General features: G+C 77.5%; 10 protein-coding genes. 8 read left to right on the top strand and 2 right to left on the bottom strand.

Translation table 11 applies throughout. From position 1 onward, the window contains the following. Together ABZY31_RS29965 and ABZY31_RS29970 are read right to left on the bottom strand one after the other, a co-directional pair. Positions 1-945: hypothetical protein (locus ABZY31_RS29965; protein WP_356416600.1), on the bottom strand; the 945-nt coding region annotated here is incomplete at its 3' end. A gap of 132 nt (positions 946-1,077) precedes the next feature. Next, complete coding sequence (locus ABZY31_RS29970; RefSeq protein ID WP_356416603.1) at positions 1,078-1,971, bottom strand: LysR family transcriptional regulator; 894 nt, start codon at positions 1,969-1,971, stop codon at positions 1,078-1,080. Positions 1,972-2,552: 581 nt separating this feature from the next. Here ABZY31_RS29970 and ABZY31_RS29975 point away from each other — a divergent pair. The 8 genes from ABZY31_RS29975 to ABZY31_RS30010 all read left to right on the top strand — a co-directional run. Next, on the top strand, positions 2,553-9,611 hold the full coding sequence (locus tag ABZY31_RS29975; RefSeq protein ID WP_356416606.1) for an SDR family NAD(P)-dependent oxidoreductase: 7,059 nt from the start codon (positions 2,553-2,555) through the stop codon (positions 9,609-9,611). Next, the gene (locus ABZY31_RS29980; protein WP_356416609.1) at positions 9,604-14,430 is read left to right on the top strand and encodes a beta-ketoacyl synthase N-terminal-like domain-containing protein; all 4,827 of its coding nucleotides are present in this window, start codon (positions 9,604-9,606) and stop codon (positions 14,428-14,430) included. The genes ABZY31_RS29975 and ABZY31_RS29980 overlap by 8 nt, the downstream gene beginning before the upstream one ends. Further along, entirely contained in the window at positions 14,420-14,791 is a 372-nt protein-coding gene (locus ABZY31_RS29985; RefSeq protein WP_356416612.1) for an acyl carrier protein, read from the top strand. The genes ABZY31_RS29980 and ABZY31_RS29985 overlap by 11 nt, the downstream gene beginning before the upstream one ends. 7 nt (positions 14,792-14,798) lie before the next feature. After that, positions 14,799-15,620 carry an alpha/beta fold hydrolase gene (locus ABZY31_RS29990; protein ID WP_356416615.1) on the top strand — a complete coding sequence of 274 codons (822 nt, stop codon included), beginning with the start codon at positions 14,799-14,801 and terminating at the stop codon, positions 15,618-15,620. After that, positions 15,617-16,885 (top strand): glycosyltransferase, encoded by a 1,269-nt coding sequence (locus ABZY31_RS29995; RefSeq protein WP_356416618.1) that lies wholly within the window; start codon positions 15,617-15,619, stop codon positions 16,883-16,885. Before ABZY31_RS29990 ends, ABZY31_RS29995 begins: the two co-directional genes overlap by 4 nt. Before the next feature lie 50 nt (positions 16,886-16,935). Further along, on the top strand, positions 16,936-18,909 hold the full coding sequence (locus ABZY31_RS30000) for a class I SAM-dependent methyltransferase (protein WP_356416620.1): 1,974 nt from the start codon (positions 16,936-16,938) through the stop codon (positions 18,907-18,909). After that, a complete protein-coding gene (locus ABZY31_RS30005; RefSeq protein WP_356416623.1) occupies positions 18,906-19,892 on the top strand; it encodes a galactokinase in 987 nt (328 codons plus the stop codon). The genes ABZY31_RS30000 and ABZY31_RS30005 overlap by 4 nt, the downstream gene beginning before the upstream one ends. 16 nt (positions 19,893-19,908) lie before the next feature. Continuing rightward, positions 19,909-20,892: alkaline phosphatase family protein (locus ABZY31_RS30010; RefSeq protein ID WP_356416626.1), on the top strand; the 984-nt coding region annotated here is incomplete at its 3' end.

Genomic DNA, 20,892 nt, shown 5'->3' on the forward strand with positions numbered 1-20,892 from the left:
CGCCGTCGCGGTGGGCGTGGGCGTGGGGGTCGGCGTGGGGTCCGTGCCGCAGCCGGGGGTGGCTTCGGGCGGAAGGGGGACCCGCCATGTCTGGGGGTCGTTCTCCGAACCCACCAGCAGGGTCGAGCAGTCGGCGTACGTCACGGTCTCGCCCTGCGGCTGGGCGGGCAGCGGGACGTCCGCGAGCTTGGCGCCCGAGGCGGCGTCGTACACGGAGGCCGTGTTGGCGCCGAGCGGGCCGCCGCTGCGCAGGACGTAGGACGCGCCGGAGGGCGAGAACGCGCCGTCCGTGGTGAACACGGGACCGGGGCGCACGGGAGTGAGGGTGTTGAGCTGTCCGGTCACCGGGGGCAGCGGGGCTTTGTACAACTGCCCGGCGCCGCCGATGAGTTTGCTGGCGACGTACATCTGCCCGGTCACCGGGTCGGCGAGCAGGGACTCGGCGTCGTGCCGGCCGTCGGCGTAGGCGAAGCGGTAACTGACGGGCGTCACGGCGGCGTTCACGAGCCGGTCCGGTTCGGGGAAGCTGTGGACGGTGATCTCGGCGCGCCCGGCGAGGTTGTCACCGATGTCGCCGACGAGGAGGACGGGAGAGCCCGCCGCGTCCTTGCCGAGGGCCAGGGCCTCCCAGTCGGTGTTGGTGACCCCGGAAAGGGTGAAGGTGGCCTTGAGCTGCCCGGTGGCTCCGGAACAGTCCACGGCGAAGACCTGGTTGGTGTTCCCGCTGTCGTTGACGGCGTAGAGGACGCCGGGGTGCCGGCGGCTCGCGGCCAGGCCGCTCAGTTCGGTCAGCCCGCCCGGCAGGACGCACTTCTTCTCCGGGGCGGGGGCGACAGGAGCGGCGGGAGTGGCGGTGGCCGCCCAGGCCACGGTGGGCAGCACCGCCGCGAGGGCCGCCGTCGCCAGCGCGGCCGCCCGGGGCGAGGGGATGAGGAGTCGGGACATGCCCACAAGGTGACGGTACGTCGGCCAAGGGGCCAGGGGCGTCCGCCCCCTGGGTGGGCATGGTTCGATGCCGGGCGGGCATGACACCCCGGAGCTCTCCCCCTCCCCCAAGGCGGGGAACGTCGCCCCCGGTCAGCGCGCCGGTTCCCGGACCGGCGCGTTGTGCCGGGCGTGCGCGATGAACGCCCGGGCCGCCCGGCTCAGCGGCCGCCGGGCGTGCGCGATGCCCACCGGCCGCAGCAGCGGCGGTGTGAAGGACCGGATCTCGGCCCGGTGGCCGAAGGCTCTCGACACCACGTCGCGGTACCAGATCAGCGAGCCCCGCCCGTCCGTCACGCCGGTCACCCAGGCGAGCCGCTCGTCCACCTCCAGGCAGGGCACCGGGCGGACGCCGAGGCAGCTGAACATGGCCTCCATCTCGGTGCGCCGCCCCGTCCCCGGCATCGGCAGGACCATGTCCAGCCCGTCGAGCGCCCGCAGCGGCAGCGGATCCGGCAGCCGGGAGCCCATCGGGGAGATCAGCACCACCTCGCGCTCCTGGATGTGGTGGGTCGTCAGCTCCTTGTCCACCGGAAGGTCGACCAGGGCCAGTTCGGCCCGCCCGTCCAGGAGTTCGCGGGTCAGTACCTCGCGGCTGTCGTACTGCCGGAGCCGCACGTCGATGCCGGGATGCCGCTCGGTGAAGGCGGGGACCAGGTCGACGGCCAGGTCCAGGGCGAGGGTGGGGGTCGCGATCACCATGAGGGTGGTCCGGGCGCCGCCGGTGTGGGCCGTGCCGATGTCGTCGATCGCCTCGACGGCGTCCAGCACGGTCCGGGCGAGCCGGACCACCCGGGCTCCCTCCGGGGTGAGGTCCACCCCCCTTCCCCGGCGGGCAAGCAAGTCCACCCCCAGGTCCCTCTCCATGGCCTGCACGGCCCGCGAGAGCGCGGACTGGGCGACGAAGACGGAGGCCGCGGCGCTGGTGATGGAGCGGCAGTCCGCGACGGCGACCAGGTAGCGGAGCTGCGCCAGTGTGGGGGTCATGACCGGACGGTAACCGTGCGATGATGCAGGTGTAAGGGGCAGCCGGGTGGACAACCGCCCGACCTGTCGAAGCTGTCATGCCCGGTGGGCGACAACGCATACCGGCGCGGCATGACCCGCGCCGCGGCGCTGCGCCGGTCCGCGCGCCGGGGCCGGTCCCCGGGCCGGGGAACCGCGCAGGCCACGGCATGGACGACGGCCCGAGCCGGCTGCCTGACGGTCGCCGGGCGAGGCGGTCCGGAAATCGACCCACCCGAAAGACCGTCCTCCGCATGCCCGTTGACAGTGCGCGGCGGCCACCGCACGATGCATCGCGGCGTCGGGGAACGCGACCGCCGTTCAAGCCCGTCCGGTCCACGGCGGGTCGCCCGGAACCGCGCAACGCCCGAACCGGAGGCGGCACGGACCCGCCCCGCGCACCGCCGCGCCGGTGCCCGGCGGTGCGTGCTCACCGCTCCGTGTTCCCCGCTCGTGTCCGTCCGCCCGCACCGCCCGCACCGCCCGCGGGTCCGCCGGGCGGCGCCCCTCCCCGCGACATGTCACACAGCACTCCCCCGTCCCCCACCGGAAGAGGAACGCACGTGACTCCCCAGGCCGCCCCGCCCGCCGCACCCCGCGACCTCGTGGTCGCGCTCAGCCCCTTCGAGGAACCCAACGCGCGCCTCGTGACCGCCGCCGAGCGGGCCGGTGCGCTCGGCCTCCTCGACCTCGGCCGGGACCCCGCCGCGGCCCGGAGCGCCTTCACCGAGCTGTGCCGGCGCCTGGGCCGCCCGTACGGCGTCCGGGTGCCCCGGGGCTGTCCGCTCGGCCCCGCCGACCTGCCCGCCGAGGTGGACACCGTGCTGCTGGCGGACCCCGCGGGCACGCCCGGCGCATGGGCCGCGGGCGGGCGGCGGCTCTGGGCCGAGGTCACCACGCACGCGGAGGCCGTCGCCGCCCTCGCGGCGGGGGCGGCCGCGCTCGTGGCCAGGGGGCACGAGTCCGGCGGCCGGGTCGGCGATTCCACCACCTTCGTGCTCGTCCAGCGGCTGCTGGCGGACCCCGGCATCACGGTGCCCGTCCTGGCCTGCGGCGGGCTCGGCCCGCACACCGCGGCCGCGGCCGTCGCGGGCGGCGCCGCCGGGGTGGTGCTGGACGGCCAACTCGCCCTGACCACCGAGGGGGAGGCCGCACTGCCCGCCGAAGTGGCCGATGCCCTGCGGACGATGGACGCCGGGCAGACCCGGATCGCCGACGGCCACCGGGTCTACGCTCGGCCCGGCCTCGCCACGCCCGAAGGCCCGGTGGCGCCCCTCCTCGGGGCCCGGAGCCTCTCGCGGCAGCTGCTGCCCGTCGGCCAGGACGGGCCCTTCGCCGCCCGGCTCGCCGCCCGCCACCGCACCACCGGTGGAGTGCTCCAGGCCGTCCGGGCCGCCGTACTGGAGCGGCCCGCGCTGGTGGCGCGGTGCGCACCGCTGCGCCCGCGTCAGGGTGGATCCCGGCTTCCGGTCGCCCAGGGGCCGATGACCCGGGTCAGCGACCAGGCCGCCTTCGCCGAGGCCGTCGCCGCCGGGGGCGCGGTGCCGTACCTGGCGCTGGCTGTCATGGCGGGCGCGGACGTACGCCGCCTGCTGACCGAAACTGCCGAGCGGCTGGCCGGACGCCCCTGGGGGGTGGGGCTGCTCGGCTTCGCGCCGCCCGAGCTGCGGCGGGAGCAGCTGGCCGCGGTGGCCGATGTAAGGCCGCCGTACGCGATCGTCGCCGGGGGCAGTCCGGCGCAGGCGGCGCCCCTGGAGGCGGCGGGGACCGTGACCCACCTGCACGTGCCCTCGCCCGCGCTGCTGGAGCGCTATCTCGCCGAGGGGGCGCGGCGCTTCGTGTTCGAGGGGCTGGAGTGCGGCGGTCACGTGGGGCCGCGGGCCTCGTTCCCGCTGTGGGAGGAGCAGCTGGAACTGCTGCTCGCCGACGGCGAACCGGCTTCGCTGGACGTGCTGTTCGCGGGCGGGATCCATGACGCCCGGTCCGCGGCGATGGCGGCCGCGGCGGCCGCCCCGCTGGTGGAGCGCGGAGCCCGGTTCGGGGTGCTGATGGGCACGGCCTACCTCTTCACCGAGGAAGCCGTCGCGGCGGGCGCGGTGCTGCCCGGCTTCCAGCGGGCCGCCCTGGAGTGCGCGGACACCGTCCTGCTGCACACCGCCCCGGGGCACGCCACGCGCTGTGCGCCCACCCCGTACGCCGAGACGTTCGTGAGCACCCGGCGGCGGCTGGAGCGGGAGGGGACGGACCAGCGGCAGGTGTGGGAGGAGCTGGAGCGGCTCAATCTCGGGCGGCTGCGGATCGCCAGCAAGGGGCTCGGGCACCGGTCCGGCGCCGGGGCGCCGGGGGCGGCCGCGGAGGCCGTCGATGAGGAACAGCAGCGTGCCGAGGGGCTGTTCATGCTCGGCCAGGCGGCGACGCTGCGCGCCGAGACCACCACGGTGGCCGCCCTGCACCACGAGGTGACCCACGGGGCTTCGGAGCTGCTGGAGCGGCGGGCCCGGCAGTTCGCGCGGGCCGCCGTCCCGGCCGTGGCGGCCGGCCCGGCCGATCCGCTGGACGTCGCCATCGTCGGGATGGCCTGCGCCTACCCGGGTGCGCCCGACCTGGCCGCCTTCTGGGCCCAGATCCTGGCCGGGACGGACGCGGTGAGCGAGGTCCCGGCGGAGCGCTGGGATCCGGAGCTGTACTACGACGCCGACCCGGCCCGGGCCGGGGAGCGCACGCCGTCCCGCTGGGGCGGTTTCCTCGCACCGCTGCCCTTCGACGCGCTCGCGCACGGCATCGCCCCCGCCTCGCTGTCGGGCATCGAACCGGTGCAGCTGCTGGCGCTGGAGATCTCGGCGCGCGCCCTGGCGGACGCGGGCTACGGCGCCGGGCGGGACTTCGACCGCAGCCGCACCTCGGTGGTCTTCGGCGCGGAGGCGGGGACGGAACTGGCGGGGGCCTACGGGCTGCGCGCCCTGCACCCGGCCTACCTGGGCCCCTTGCCGCCCGAGCTGGACGAACAGCTGCCCCGGCTCACGGAGGACTCCTTCCCCGGCATCCTCGCGAACGTGATCGCGGGCCGGGTCGCCAACCGGCTCGACCTCGGCGGCGCGAACTGCACCGTCGACGCGGCGTGCGCCTCCTCGCTGGCCGCCCTCGACCTCGCCTGCCGCCAACTGCGGGACGGCGACAGCGACATGGTGCTGTGCGGGGGCGCCGACGTGCACAACGGGATCAACGACTACCTGATGTTCGCGTCCGTCCGGGCGCTGTCCCCCGGCGGGCGCTGCCGACCCTTCGACGCGGACGCCGACGGGATCGCCCTCGGCGAGGGCGTGGGCGCGCTGGTCCTGAAGCGGCTTTCGGACGCGGAGCGGGACGGCGACCGGGTGTACGCGGTGATCAAGGCGGTCGGCGCGTCCAGCGACGGGCGCTCCCTCGGCCTGACGGCGCCCCGGCCCGAGGGCCAGCGCCGGGCCCTGGAGCGGGCGTACGCGCGGGCCGGTATCGCGCCGGCCGCCGTGGGCCTCGTCGAGGCGCACGGCACCGGCACGGTGGTCGGCGACAGCACCGAACTGACCGTGCTGAGCGAGGTGTTCACCGAGGCGGGGGCGCGGCCCGGCGGCTGCACCCTGGGGTCGGTCAAATCCCAGATCGGGCACACCAAGTGCGCGGCGGGGCTGGCCGGCCTGATCAAGGCGGCGTGGGCGGTGCATACCGGGGTGCGGCCGCCGACGGCGCACCTGGCCGCACCCAACGCGGCCTGGCCGGGGCCGCAGAGCCCCTTCCGCTTCGACACCGAGGCGCGGCCGTGGCCGGTGCCCGTGGAACGCCGGATCGCGGGGGTCAGCGCCTTCGGTTTCGGCGGCACCAACTACCACGCGGTGCTGGCCGGTTACGCGGGCGCGGCGGAGCCCCGGCACTCGGTGGCGGCCTGGCCCGTGGAGCTGTTCTGCTTCCGGGGCGCCGATCGCCGGGCGGCCGGCCGGGCCATGGCGCGGCTCGCGGCCCGCCTGGAGGAGAACGAGGGCGCCGGACGGCCGTGGGCGCTGCGGGACCTGGCCGCGGAGACGGCGCGCGGCACCGCGCCGGTGCTGGTGGCCGTCCTCGCGAGCGGCCCGCGGGAGCTGGCGGAGCGGCTGGAGCGGGCCCGTACCTTCACGGCCGGGGAGGGCGTGTACGTACGGCCGCAGGCGCCGGATCCCGGGCGGGTGGCCTTCCTCTTCCCCGGCCAGGGCAGCCAGCGGCCGGGCATGCTGGGCGACCTCTTCGTGGCGTTCCCGGCCCTGCGGCGGCTGCTGGACCGGGCGCCCGGAGCGGTCACCTCGGCGATGTTCCCGCCGACCGCCTTCACCGGGCCCGAGCGCGCGGGGCTGCGGGACGCGGTGACGGACACCCGGATCGCGCAGCCCGCCCTCGGGCTGGCCGGGGCGGCGGCGCACCTGCTGCTGGCAGAGGTCGGCGTACGGCCCGACGCCGTGGCCGGGCACTCGTACGGCGAGCTGACGGCCCTGTGGGCGGCCGGGGCGTACGACACGCAGGCCCTGCTGCGGCTGAGCGCGCGCCGGGCGGAGGCGATCCTCGGCGCGGCCGGAACCGATCCGGGGGCGATGGCCGCCGTGGCGGGAACGCCGCAGGAGGTCCGGGCGGTCGCGGAGCGCGCGGGCTGTGTGGTGGCGAACCACAACGCGCCGCGCCAGTGCGTGGTGTCGGGGCCGACAGCGGCGGTCGACGCGGCGGTCCGCGACCTGCGGGCCGCGGGGCTGACGGCCCAACCCCTGGCGGTGGCCTGCGCGTTCCACAGTCCGGTGGTGGCGGGGGCCGCGGACGACCTCGCCGACGCTCTGGCGGAGGTGGAGGTCACCGACCCGGCGGTACCCGTCTGGTCGAACAGCACCGCCCGGCCGTATCCGGCCGGGGCCGACGCGGTGCGCGAGCTGCTGGCCGGCCAAGTGGCCCGGCCGGTGCGGTTCGTGGAACAGATCGAGGCGATGTACGCGGCCGGGGTGCGGACCTTCGTGGAGGCCGGGCCCGGGCGGGTGCTGAGCGGGCTGGTGGAGAAGATCCTGGGCCCCGAACGGCCCTGCACCGTCGTCCCGTTGGACGTGCCGGGCGGGCACGGGGTGGTCCGGCTGGTCACCGCGCTGGCCGAACTGGTCGCGGCCGGTGTGCCGGTGGCGCCGGAAGCCCTGTTCCGAGGCCGGACCTCCGTCCTGCCCGAGCGGGCGCCGCGCCGGGCGGGCTGGCTGGTGGACGGCCATCTGGTCCGGACCGCGGACGGCGCCCCGGTGGCGGGCGGGCTGCGGCCGCCCCGGCGGATCACGGCTCCCCCGGCCGCCTCTCCCTCCGCGTCCACGGCTCTTTCGGTCGAGGCCCCGGGTGCGCGCGAGGCGGCCGTACTGGCCTACCTGGACGGCACCCGCGAGCTGATCGCGGCCCAGCGGGACGTCGTGCTGGGCTACCTGGGCGCGAGCCCGGGCGCGCTCGCCGAGCCGCGACCGGTCGTCCCGGCCGGGGGCGTCGAAGCACTGCCCGAGGTGACGGCCGCCGAGGCGCCCCTCGCGCCCGTGGCGGTGACGGCCGCCGGGGTGATGGAGGTGGTCCTCGACATCGTCCACCGGCGGACCGGCTACCCGCTGGACATGCTGGATCCGGAACTGGACCTGGAGGCGGACCTGTCCGTGGACTCCATCAAGCGCGTCGAGATCATCGGCGCCCTGGCCGACCGGATCGGCCTCCCCCGCACCGCCGACGGGTCGGCGGAATCCGCGGTGGAGGAACTGGCCCGGATCAAGACCCTGCGCGGCATCGTGGAGTGGATCACGAGCCACCGGGATGCCGGGGGCACGGGCCCGGGCCCGGCCTCTGATACGGATGCGGATACGGATGCGGGCACGCGGGAGGGCGGCGTCGCGGGCGCGGACCGCGCCGCGGAACCCCCCGGGGCCGCCGGCGGGCCGGGCCCGGCCCGCCCCGGCGACGAAGTCGGCCCCACCCGGGACGGGTTCACCGCTCCCGGACCGGACGGCGGGGCCGGTCCCGCCGGGACGGCGCCCCGGGGACCCGGACGCGTGCGGCGGATGACGCTCTCCGTGGTGCCCGCCGGGGAGACCCGGACCCCGGGTGACGACCTGCGCGGACAGCGGATCGGGGTGGCCGGGGACGGCCAGGGGGTGGCCCTCGCGCTGACCGCACTGCTGCGGGCCGACGGCGCCGAGGTGTGCGACCTGGGCGACCGGCCGGACGTGGTGGACGGCCCGGACGATCTCGGCGCACTGGACGGGCTGGACGGGCTGGTGGACCTCGGCGCGCTGCGCGGCGGCCCCGAGCCGGCGCTGCCCGGGACCTTCCCGGGCCTGCGGCGCGCCCTGACCGGTGGCATCCGGCGGCTGCTGCTGGTCAGCGGGGCCGGGGGCCGGTTCGGGCACCGGCCCGCCGACGGCGCCCCGGACTCCGGGAGCGCCGACCCCACCGCCGGCGCGGGGCTGCACGGGTTCGCGCGGAGCGCGGCCCTGGAGTACCCCGGCGTGCTGCTGCGCGCGGTGGACATCGACCCCAAGGAGCGCGCCGACCGGATCGCGGCCCGGCTCATGGCCGAACTCCGCTCCCCCGGCGGCCCGGTGTCCGTGGGGTACGGCTCCGACGGCGCCCGGGTCTGCCTGCGGGCGGTCGCGGCGCCGCTCCCGGCCGGGGCCGCGGCCACCGGCCCGCTGCCCCTGGGGCCGGACTCCGTGGTCCTGCTCACCGGCGGCGCCCGGGGCATCACCGCCCGCGCGGCCCTGGCCCTGGCCGAGGCCACCGGCTGCCACGTCGAACTGGTCGGCCGCACACCGGAACCGGCCGCCGAGCCGGACGCCTTCGCGCAGGCGCACGACCGGGTCGCCCTGCGGGCCGCGCTGATCGCCGGGGGGCTGCGCAAACCCGCCGAGATCGAGGCGGCCGCCTCCCGCGTCCTCGCGGAGCGGGAGGTACGGGCCACCCTGCGCTCCCTCGGCGGGGCCGCCGCGTCGGTGCGCTACCACCGCGCGGACGTCACCGACGAGGACGCGGTCCGGGCGGTGGTGGCCGACGTACGGGCGCGGCACGGCCGGCTCGACGGCATCGTCCACGGCGCCGGAACGCTGCGCGACGCGCTGGTGGCCGACAAGGAACCGGCGGCCTTCACCGAGGTGTTCACGACGAAGGTGGCAGGGGCCCGGCACCTGGCGGCCGCGGCCGCCGAGCACGGCCGCGGCCCCGCGCCCTCGTTCCTGGTGCTGTTCGCCAGTGTGGCGGGGGTCTTCGGCAACCGCGGCCAGTGCGACTACGCCGCCGCCAACGACGCCCTGGACGGCTTCGCGCACACCTGGTCGGACACCTTCCCCGGCCGGGTGCTGGCCATCGACTGGGGGCCTTGGGCCGCCGCGTCGGGCGGCATGGTCACGCCCGAACTGGAGCGGAACTACGCCCGGCGCGGCATCCGGCTGATCGGCCCGGAGGAGGGAGCCGCCGCCTTCCTCGCGGAACTCGCCCTGCTCACCGCGCCGGACGAGCCCAACGGACCGGGCGGTGCGGACGGGCCCGCCCCCGGCGGGCGGACCGCGCAGGTGGTGCTGATGGCCGACGAGGACCCGTCCGAGGCGGACGGCCGTGGCTGAGGCGCGCCGCGGACCCCGGCCCACGGACGCGGCGATCGTCGGCATGGGCGCCGTCTTCCCCGGCGCCGCCGACCTGCGGGCCTACCGCCGCAACCTGCTCGCCGGTACGGACACCATCGGCGAGGTCCCGCCGGAGCGCTGGGACCCGGAGGTGTACTACGACCCGTCCGGCGCCGCGGGAGCCCCGGCCGGGGACCGGTTCTACTGCCGCCGCGGCGGTTTCGTGGACGGGCTCGCGGCCTTCGACCCGACCCGTTTCGGCATCATGCCCGCCACCGTCGAGGGCGCTGAACCGGACCAGTTGCTCGCCCTGCACGCGACGGCCGAGGCGATCGCCGACGCGGGCGGGGAGGACCGGCTGCCCGCGGACCGCTCCCGGATCGGGGTGGTGCTCGGGCGCGGCGGGTTCATGGGGGTCGCCACCGCCCGGCTGGACCAGCGCGTGCGCACCGCGCACCAGGTGGCGCAGACGCTGCGCGAGCTGGCGCCCGACCTGGGCGAGCGGAGGATCGCCGAGGTGCGCGCCGCGTTCCAGGACGCCCTGGGCCCGGAGCGGCCGGACGCCTCCATCGGTCTCGTACCGAGCTTCACCGCGGCCCGGACCGCCAACCGGCTGGACTTCCGCGGACCCGCCTACACCCTGGACGCGGCCTGCGCCTCCTCGCTGCTCGCGGTGGACCAGGCCGTGGGGCTGCTGGCGGGCGGGCGCTGCGACCTGGTGGTCGCGGGCGCCGCCCACCACTGCCACATCGCCACGCTGTGGAGCGTGTTCACGCAGCTGCGGGCGCTGAGCCCGAGCGAGACGATCCGGCCCTTCGACCGCCGGGCGGACGGCACCCTGCTGTCCGAGGGCACCGGGGTGGTGCTGCTCAAGCGGTTGGCGGACGCGCAGCGGGACGGGGACCGGATCTACGCCGTGGTCCGGGGCACGGGGGTGGCCGGTGACGGCCGGGCCGCGAGCCTGATGAGCCCGCTGGTCGCGGGCCAGGTGCGGGCCCTGGAGCGGGCCTGGCGGGAGGCCGGCCTGGATCCGCGGGCCGCCGACGCGCTGGGGCTGCTGGAGGCGCACGGCACCGGCACACCGGTCGGTGACGCGGCCGAACTGGACACGCTGGCGCAGGTGTTCGGCCCGCCCGTGGCCGGGCGCCGGGAGGTGGGGCTCGGCTCGGTGAAGTCGATGCTCGGACACACGATGCAGGCCTCGGGGATGGCGGGCCTGATCAAGGCCGCCCTGGCGGTGCACGAGGGGGTGCTGCCGCCCACCCTGCACGTGGAGGAGCCGCACGAGGCCCTCGCCCGGACCCGGATGCGGCCGGTGACCCGGGCGCAGCCGTGGGAGCGCGGCACGGCGCCCCGCCGGGCCGGGGTGAACGCCTTCGGCTTCGGCGGGATCAACGCCCACGTGGTGCTGGAGGAGGCTCCGGGCGCGGGCGCCGCCCGGAGCGCGGCCGCCGGGCGCCGCTTCCTGCCGCTGGGCGCGGGAGGGCCGGTGCGCGGGCCGGGCCGGGCCGCCGCCCCCGTGACGAACCCCGGCGCGCGGGACGACGCAACCCCTCGGGACGGGGTCCTCCTGCGGGACGGGGTCCTGCTGCTGACGGCACGGACGCCGGAGCGGCTGGCCGGGCTCCTGGCGGCGGCGGAGCGCTCGGGCGGGACGGGTTCCGGTCACGAGGACGGTCACGGAGGCGGGGCCCGGACCGGGACCGGGGGACGCCTTGACGCGGAGGGCGTGGCCGAAGGGGGCCCGTGCCGGCTCGCGGTGCTCGGGCCCACCCCGCAACGGCTCGCGCTGGCCGCGAAGGTGGTGGCGCGCGGCCGGCCCTGGCGCGGCCGGGGGGACGTGTGGTTCACGCCCGAGCCGCTGCTCTCCCGGGACGCCGCCGGACAGCGGTCCCCCGGCCGGGTGGCCTTCCTCTTCCCGGGGCTGGAACCGGAGTTCGCCCCGGTCCTCGACGACGTGGCCGACCGGTTCGCGCTGGAGCCCCCACGGCTCGGCCGGGGCGGCGAGTTGATCGAGCGGGCCCTCGACGCCCTCGCCACCGGCCGCTTCTTCGCCCGCGTGCTGCCGGAACTCGGCATCGAGCCCGATGTGCTGGCGGGTCACAGCCTCGGCGAGTGGGCGGCGATGGTCGCCGCCGGGATGTACCCGCGCCAGGCGGTGGACGCCTTCCTCGGCTCGCTGCGGCCGGGTTCGCTCACCGTGCCCGACCTCGTGTACGCCGCCGTCGGCTGCGGTGCGCGGCGGGCGCGGGCGGCCCTGCACGGGCTGGACCGGGTGGTGGTCAGCCACGACAACTGCCCGCACCAGTCGGTGATCTGCGGGGAGCCCGCGCAGGTGGCCGGGGTGCTGGAACGGTTGGCCCGGGACGGGGTGCTGGGGCAGGAACTGCCGTTCCGGTCCGGCTTCCACACACCGATGTGGGAGCCGTACCTGGGGCAGGTGCGCGCCGCCTTCGACCGGCTGCCGATCCGGCCGCCGGCCGTGCCCGTGTGGTCGGCGACCACCGGATCCCCTTTCCCTCAGGCGCCGGTCGAGGTGCGCGAGCTGGTGGTCCGGCACCTGCTGGAGCCCGTGGACTTCCGCACGCTGACCCTGCGGCTCTACGAGGAGGCGGGCGTACGGGCGTTCGTGACCATGGGGCCGGGCAGCCTGCCCGGGTTCGTCGAGGACACCCTGCGCGACCGGCCCCACCTGGCGGTCGCCACGTCCGCACCGCGCCTCTCCGGTACGGCCGCGCTGCGGCGCACGGCGGCGGCCCTGTGGACGGAGGGGCTGGCCCCGCGCTGGGAGCGGCTCGGTAGCTCCCCGACGGCACCGGCCACGCATCCGGCCCCGGCACCGGTCACGCGTCCGGCCCCGGCACCGGCCCCGGAACCGGCTCCCGGGCGCCCGGCCCGGGCCGCGATGACGCTGGACCTGGGGTCGCCGCTGGTCCGGCTCGGCGGCGCGGCCCGCGGGCTGCTGGGCCCGGCGACGGACGCGCGGACCGCCCCGCCCGGCCCCCCGCTCGGGTCCCCGCCCCCGTCCCCGCCCCGCTCCGCGGACCCCGTGCCGCGGACGCTGCCGGACGGCTCGGCGCCCCTGCTGGCCGCGCTGGACGCGGTCCTCGACGCCTCGCGGACCGCGGCCCGTTCGGTCACCGAGGCCTGGGCCCGGCCGGCTCCCGCTCCCGCTCCCGCTCCCGCTCCCGCTCCCGCTCCCCGGCATGCTCCCCCGCCCACGCCGCTCCCCCCTCAGCCGGTCGGCACGCACCACACCCTCACGCTGTCGCTGGACACGCTCCCGTACGTCCGCGACCACTGCGTCTACGAGCAGCCCGCCGACTGGCCGGAGGCCGGCGACCGCTTCCCCGTCGTCCCCATGACGACCATGCTGGAACTCGCCGCCGACGCTGCCCTGCGCGCCGCGCCCGCCGGGTCCGTGGTGGTCGGTTACGAGGGCGTCCGGGCCCTGCGCTGGCTGGCCGTCGAGCCCGCCGTCCGGATCGACGTCGGCGTACGGCCCGAGGGGCCGGGCCGGTTCCGCGTCACGCTCGGCGACAGTGCCGTCGTGACCGTCCTCCTCGGCGCGCGCCACGGCGCACCGCCCGCGGCCGACGGCTCCGGGCCCCGGCCGCTGACCGCCGAACAGCCCGCCCCCGTCAGCGCGGAGGCGCTCTACCGCGACCGGTGGATGTTCCACGGGCCGGGCTTCGCCGGGGTGCACGAGGTGCGGGCGGTCGCCGCGGACGGCATCCGCGGGGTGTTGCGGGCGCTGCCCGCGCCCGGCGCCCTCCTCGACGCGGCCGGGCAGCTCTTCGGCCACTGGATGCAACTGCGGCTCCCCGTGGACCGGTTGGTGTTCCCGGCCACCATCGAGCGGATCCGCTTCTACGGTCCTCCGCCCGCCCCCGGTTCCCTCGTCGAGGCGGTCGCCCGGGTGCGGGAGGTCCGTGACCTGACCGTGCTCGGCGACGTCGAGCTGCGGGACGGCGGGAGCGGCGCCCTGCGGGCCCGGATCGAGGGGTGGACGTACCGCCGGTTCGCCGCCGACGAACGGGTGTGGCCGATGAAGTTCACCCCGGAGGTCTGCGGGATCGGCGAACCGCAGCCCGGCGGCTGGTGCGCGGCCCGGCGGCGCTGGACCGACCCCGCCTCGCAGGAGCTGGTGATGCGCCGCTACCTCGGGGCCGCCGAACGGACGGTGTACGAAGGGCTCGCCCCGCGCGCCCGCGCGCCCTGGCTGCTGGGCCGGATCGCCGCCAAGGACGCGCTGCGCGGGCTCCTGTGGGACGGCGGGGCGGGCCCCGTGTTCCCCGTCGAAGTGCCCGTCGGCAACGACGCCCAGGGGCGCCCGGTGCCCGGCGGGCCGCTCACGGCGGGGGTCCGGCTGTCCCTCGCCCACAAGGACCGGCTCGCGGTCGCCCTGGTCCACCCCACCGGGCCCGTCGGCATCGACGTCGAGACGGTGACCACCGACCCCGCGGCCCTGCTCCGGATCGCGTTCGGCCCGGACGAGGCACGGCTCGCGGAGCTGCTCGCGGAGCGCGACGGAGAGGATCCTGCGGCCGCGCTCACCGCACTGTGGTGCGCGAAGGAAGCCGCCGCCAAGGCGGCGGGCACCGGGCTGGGCGGCCGGCCGCGCGCCTGGCGGGTGAGCGCCGTGGAGCCCGGCGGGCTGCGGGTGCTCGCCCCGGACGGGCGGGCCCGCCTGGTGCGGACCACCGTCCTGCCCGCCGAAAGCGGCCCGCCCCTCGATCACATCGTGGCCTGGACCGCGCCCCCGACCGGTTCCGTTCCCGTCCCCTCCCACCCCACGGAGTTCACCCATGGCATCTGACGTCCCCGGCTCCCCCGCCCACGCCCGCATCCTCGCCGAGATCACCGGCATGCTCGTCGAGATCGTCGGTGACGAGTTCCTGCTCGCCGAAGAGGTCACGATGGCGACCACCTTCAACGACGATCTGGCCCTGGAGAGCATCGAGTTCGTGGCGCTGGCGGAGCAGCTCCATACGCACTACGGCGCGGACGTCGACCTGATGGGCTTCCTGGCCGAGAAGGACATGGAGGCCGTCCTCGCCATGTCGCTGGGCGATCTCGTCACGCACATCGGCCGCGTCACCCGGCGCCCGCTCGCCGCCGCACCGGGCGCGCCGGCCCGGTCCGGTGGATCCGCCGCGCACCCCGTCACGGCCGGCTGAGCCCGCCGTGGCCCACGTCCTCGCGCATTCCCTCGCCTTCCACGTCCAGCGGCTGCCCGCCGCGGCGGGCGCCGACGACGCCGACCGGCCGGTGGTCGTCTTCCTGCACGGGCTCGTCGTCGACAACCTCTCCTCCTTCTACTGCCCGCTCGCCGTGCCGGTCGCCCGCTCGGGCCACGAGGCGGTCCTCTACGACCTGCGCGGCCACGGCCGCAGCGAGCGGCCGCCCACCGGGTACGACAGCGCCACGGCCGTCCGCGACCTGGTCGCCCTGCTCGGCGCCCTCGGCCTGGCGCACCGGCCGGTCCACCTGGTCGGCAACAGTTACGGCGGCACGCTCGCCGTGCACGCCGCCCTCGCCCGGCCCGACCTGATCGCCGGGCTCACCCTGCTCGAACCGCCGCTCAGCGGGGCCTGGGTGGAGAACATGGTGGACACCCTCTCGGCCGCCGCACTGAGCCTGGAGGACAACGAGGTGCCCGCCGAGCTGCGGGCGCTGCGCCTGCGCAAGGCGGCCTCCCTCACGGCGACCGCCGACGAACTCCTCAACCGGACCAGCCTGATCGACGACATCGCGGCCGGGCGCGCCTTCACCCCGGCCGACTACGCGCGACTGCGCTGCCCGGTGCTCGCGGTCTGCGGCGAACACTCCGAACTGGTGCCGGGCGCAAGGGAACTGGTGCGGCACGCCGCGGGTCCCTGCTCGGTGGAGATCCTGCCCGGCCTCGGCCACGACGTCCTCAAGGAGAGCAGCGGGGCACTGCGGAAGTCCGTACTCGCCCACCTCGACGAGGTCGCGGCGCGCCGGGCGGGAGCGCTGGTCCGATGAGGGTGCTGTTCACGGTTCCGCCGCTGGCGGGCCACGTCAATCCGACCGCCGCCGTCGGCGCCGAGCTGGCGGCGCGCGGGCACGAGGTCGCCTGGACCGGCCCCGCCGCGGCGCTGGCCCGGCTGCTGCCCGCGCACGCCCGCGTGCTGCCTGCCGGGGACGCCGCCGGGCGGGGGCCGGGCGGCGGGGGCGGCTACGCCGATCTGCACGAGCGCTGGCGCGACCTGCGCGGGGTCCGGGCGCTGCGCTTCCTCTGGGAGGAGGCCCTGGTGCCGCTCGCCCGCGCGATGGTGCCCGGGGTCACGGAGGCGGTGCGGACCTTCCGGCCGGACGTGCTGGTCGCCGACCAACAGGCCCTGGCGGGGCCGGTGGTGGCGCGCCGGCTGGGGGTGCCGTGGGTCACCTCGGCCAGTACCTCGGCCGAGTTCGCCCGGCCCTTCGACGGGTTCCCCCGGATCGGCGAGTGGGTGGGCGACCAGATCGCGGGACTGCTCGCCGAGACCGGGCCGGGAGCCGGGCGGGCCGGGGTCGGTGGGGCGGACGCGGGGTGGGACCCCCGTTTCTCGGACCGGCTCGTGCTGGTCTTCTCCACTCCCGAACTCATCGGCACGGGGGCGCCGTTCCCGGCGCACTACGCCTTCGTCGGACCCGCCTTCGGGGCGCGTCCGGCCGCGCCGGACTTCCCCTGGCACCGGCTCGACCCCGACCGGCGGCGCGTGCTGGTCTCCCTCGGGACGCTCAACGGCGCCGCGGGCGAGCGGTTCTACGCCGCCGTGCTCGGCGCGGCCGACCGGCTCGCCGCGTCCGTGCAGCTGGTCCTGGCCGCACCCGCCGCACTGGCGGGGCGGTTCCCGGAGCCGGGCGCCGGGCGGGCCGCGGACCCCCTGCCGCTCCGGGACGGCGCAGCGCCGCGGGACACCGTGCTGTGGCGGGAGAGCGTGCCGCAGCTGGAGTTGCTGCCGCATCTGGACGCGGTGGTCTGCCACGCGGGGCACAACACGGTCTGCGAGAGCCTCGCGCACGGGCTGCCCCTGGTGGTCGCGCCCATCCGGGACGACCAGCCGATCGTGGCCCGGCAGGTCACCGATGCGGGCGCCGGGGTCCGGGTGCGGTTCGGCCGGGTCCGGGCCGAGGAAGTGCGCGACGCGCTGACGGCCGTGCTGGACGAGCCCGGTCCCCGCCGGGCCGCCCGTCGCATCCAGGCCTCCTTCGCCGCGGCGGGCGGAGCCGCCGCCGCGGCCGACCGGTTGGAGAAGACACTGTGAAGCCGCTCGCCCTCCCCCGTCGTCCGCTGCGTCGGCCGTGGACGCACCGCGTGCCCTGGACCTCCGCGCTGCTCGTCGCCGCCCTCGGCGCGGGTACCGCGCGCGCCCGCCGACGGGCGCGGGCGGTGCCCGTCCTGCCCGGCGCCCCGTCCGTCGCCGCCCTGCCCCGGGCCGCCGGGTGGCGGCTGCTCACCGCGCGCGGGACCGGGGCCGACGGCGCCACCTTCCTCAGCGCCTGCGCGCACGCCGAGCGGGAAGGGCTGCGGGTGCTGGACCTGATCCCGGCGGACCTCGGCGCGGAGTCCGTCCTGGGCCTGCTGCGGCTGCTCGACCCGGCCTCGTACCCGGGCGACCGGCTCGCGCGGGGCCGCGGGGCCGGGTACGCCGTCCTCGTCGCCGAGGAGGTCCTCGCCCGGGCGGGCATCGACCCAGAGGCCTGGGAGGGCGCGGACCCGGCGCGGCTGATCACCCTCGTGCACACGCTCAAGGAGTACGCCGCCGACGCCACCGGGACCGCCGTCGCACCCGGGCTGTCCTGCGGCCCGGGCCCGCGCCGGGCGGGCGCCGCCGAGCTGCGCGCCCACGGGCTGCCGCCGGGCCCGCTGGCCGCCGCGCAGGTGGCCGGGCTGGCCCTGCTGACCGGGGTGGCGCTGCGCCAGGGCGCCTGGGGCAGGGTGGCGGCGGGGCTGTACTGGCTCCAGCCGTACGCCATCCTGGGCGGCCCGGGCGGAGCGCTGCGGCCCGCGTCCCTGGTCCGGGACACGGCCGCCCGGCCGCTGCGCTCGCTGGGCGCGGCGCTGCGGACCGCCGCGGCCGCCGCCGCGCCGGACACCGCCGCCGACCCCGCCGAGGCCGCCCGGGAGCGGGAGCGCCGGGAGCGCTACCGCGCCGATCTGGCCGCCGGGACGGACCGGTTCCTCGAACCGCGCCGCGCCGACTGCCCCTGGTGCGGGTCGGGTTCGCTCGCGGTCCGGGTCACGGTGCCCGACCTGCTCCAGGGCAAACCGGGCCGCTTCACCCTGGACGAGTGCGGGGAGTGCGGCCACGTGTTCCAGAACCCCCGACTCACGGTGGAGGGGCTGGAGTTCTACTACCGGGACTTCTACGACGGCGAGGGCGGTGAGGGCGCGGGGGCCGTCTTCGGCCGGATGGGGGCGACCTACCGGGCCCGCGCCGCCCTGCTGCGCCCGTACGTCGCACCGGGCGCGGCGGCCGACCGGGCCGACGCTGCCCCTGCGCCGGACGCGGCCCAGGCGGCCGGGCCCGGTTCCTGGCTCGACGTCGGCACCGGGCACGGTCATTTCTGCAACGCGGCGCGGAGCGTCTGGCCGCGGACCCGGTTCGACGGCCTGGACATGGGCGACGGGGTCCGCGAGGCGGAGCGGCGCGGCTGGGTGGACACCGGGTTCCAGGGCCAGTTCCCGGACTTCGCCGCGAAACTGGCGGGCCAGTACGAGGTGGTCAGCATGTACCACTACCTGGAGCACACCCGGGACCCCTTCGCCGAACTGGACGCGGCCGCCGCCGTCTTGGCGCCGGGCGGGCTCCTGGCGATCGAACTCCCCGACCCCGGCTCCCGGATGGGCCGGCTGCTGGGGTCGGCCTGGCTGCCCTGGTTCCAGCCGCAGCACCAGCACCTGATCCCGGCGGCGAACCTGCGCGGGGCGCTGGCCGATCGGGGGTTCACCGTCCTGGCCGAGGAGCACGGGCCGGCGCACCAGGGCAACGACTTCTTCGGCGCGGTGGCGCTGACCGTGACCCGGCTCGCGCCGGACCCGGGACGCCCCTGGGCGCCCGCCCTGCCGCCTCTACGGCGGGCCGTGCGCCACGCGGTACGGACGGCCGCGCTGCCCTGCTTCGCCGGCGCGGCGGTGCTCGACGCGCTGCGCAGCGCCGCCGCCCGGCGCGCGGACGGCGGCAACGCCTACCGGATGCTGGCCCGCAAGGAGCCGGCGGCCCCGGACCCCGGACAGGGCCCCGGTCCGGACACCGCACCGCCCGCAACCCCGGGAGGCGGCCGGTGACCGGGGTGGTGGCGGGGGGTCCCGGCCTGGCCCGGAGCGCGACCGCCGACCCGTTGTTCCGCCTCGTCGCCCACGCCCTCGAAGCCGCGCACGGCAGGCCGCCCACCGCCGTGTGGAGCGCCCCGCACGCCTTCCGCCTCGGCGCGTCCGGGCTGGTCGCGGCGGCCGGGTGGCCGGTGGCCGCCGCGGCGGCGCCCCGCGAGGACGGCGTCGTGCGGCTCAGCTCGCTCAGCCATCCCGCGCACAGCTGCGACTTGCCGCTCGCCCTGTCGGGTCCGCCCGTCACCGCCCCCGACTGGGCCGTCCGGACCTACGCCCTGCTGCGCGCCCTGGCCCGGGCGGGGTACGGGCGCGGCGGGACCGACCTGCACGTGCAGGGCTCGCTCAGCGCGGCCGCCGGGCTGGCCCTCGCGGAGCCCGCGGACTGCGCGGTCGCGCTGGCCGTGGCCGACGTACACCCGCGGGCGGTACCGGCGGGCTCGCCCGGCGCGCCGCCCGGCGACCCCACCGGGGGGCCGGACGCTCCGCCCGGCGTCGAGCCGTCCCGCGCGGAGCTCGCCCGGCTGCTCGCGCGGGCGCTGCCGGACGGGGACGGCGCCCTGCGCCGCGCCGTGCTCTTCGCCCGGCCCGGTCACGCACTGGCCGAAGGCGCCCGGGCCGGGGGCGACCCCGGCGGGCCCCCGCGGCACGTCGGATTCGATCCGGCCGCATCCGGATCGCGGCTGGTGCTGATCGCCGTGCGCGGGGCGGCCGCCGACCGGGCCGCGGACCGGGACCGGGCCGTGGCGTGCGCGCGGCGGGCCGGGGCGCTCGACGTCTGGCAGCCGGGGGCGCGGCCCGGGCGGGCGGTCGTGGTGCGGCTGCCCGAGGACGGGGTGGCGGACGCGCGGGCGGCGGTCGCGGCGCGGTTCCGCGCGCGCTCCAGGCCCGTGCCGCGCTTCCTGAACATCGCCGTGGCCGGTGCGGCCCGGCGCGAGGAATGAGAAGGAGAGACGACCCATGCCCAGACCTTCACCGGCCACACCACCCGCCGTCCCACCGGGGCCCGGAGCACGCCCGTCGCGGGGCCGCTGGTCCGCGCTCCTCGCGGCGCTCGGCGCGCTCGGCCTGCTCGGCGCGTTCGGCATGGCCAACTCGCAGGCGGCGGAGAGCACGTCCGCGGCGGCGCTGCCCGCCTACGACCACGTGGTGGTCGTCGTCTTCGAGAACAAGCAGTACGGCGAGGTGATCGGCAACTCCGGCGCGCCCTACATCAACCAGCTGGCGAGCGGCGGCGCGAGCCTGACCAACATGAAGGCGCTCACCCACCCCAGCCAGCCGAACTACTTCAACCTCTTCTCCGGGGCCACCCAGGGCATCACCGGGGACGGCTGCTACACGGCGCAGTCGATGACGGCGGCCAACCTCGGCCAGGAGGTGATCGCGGCGGGGAAGACCTTCGCGACGTACAACGAGGACCTGCCGGCCGAGGGCTCCACCGCCTGCTCGGCCGGGAAGTACGCGCAGAAGCACAATCCGTGGTTCGCCTTCAAGAACGTGCCGCTGAACACGGGCAAGACGTGGGCGCAGTTCCCGCAGGGCGACTACGGCGCGCTGCCGCAGCTGTCCTTCGTCGTGCCGAACCTGTGCAACGACATGCACGACTGCGCGGTGGGAACCGGCGACACCTGGACGAAGAACGGCCTGGACGGGTACGCGCAGTGGGCCGGATCCCACAACAGCCTGCTGGTGCTGACCTGGGACGAGGACAACTACCTCGGCTCGAACCAGATCGCGACCGTGTTCTACGGCGCCCAGGTGAAGACCGGCCGGTACGCCACCGCCTACAGCCACCACCACCTCCTGCGCACGCTGGAGGACCTGGCCGGGACCACCTCCCACGCGGGGAACGCGGCGAACGTGGCACCGATCAGCGAGGTCTTCGCGCCCGGCACCGATCCGACGCCCACCCCCACGCCTACTCCCACCCCCACCCCGACGGCC

The organism is Streptomyces sp. NPDC006529, assembly GCF_040611795.1.
In the GTDB taxonomy this organism is placed as follows: Bacteria; Actinomycetota; Actinomycetes; order Streptomycetales; family Streptomycetaceae; genus Streptomyces.

What these genes read in the sequence shown, in the direction of transcription:
- ABZY31_RS29995 (WP_356416618.1), top strand. Translation starts at nt 15,617, where the DNA reads ATGAGGGTGCTGTTCACGGTTCCGCCGCTGGCGGGCCACGTCAATCCG.
- ABZY31_RS29970 (WP_356416603.1), bottom strand. Translation starts at nt 1,971, where the DNA reads ATGACCCCCACACTGGCGCAGCTCCGCTACCTGGTCGCCGTCGCGGAC.
- ABZY31_RS29985 (WP_356416612.1), top strand. Translation starts at nt 14,420, where the DNA reads ATGGCATCTGACGTCCCCGGCTCCCCCGCCCACGCCCGCATCCTCGCC.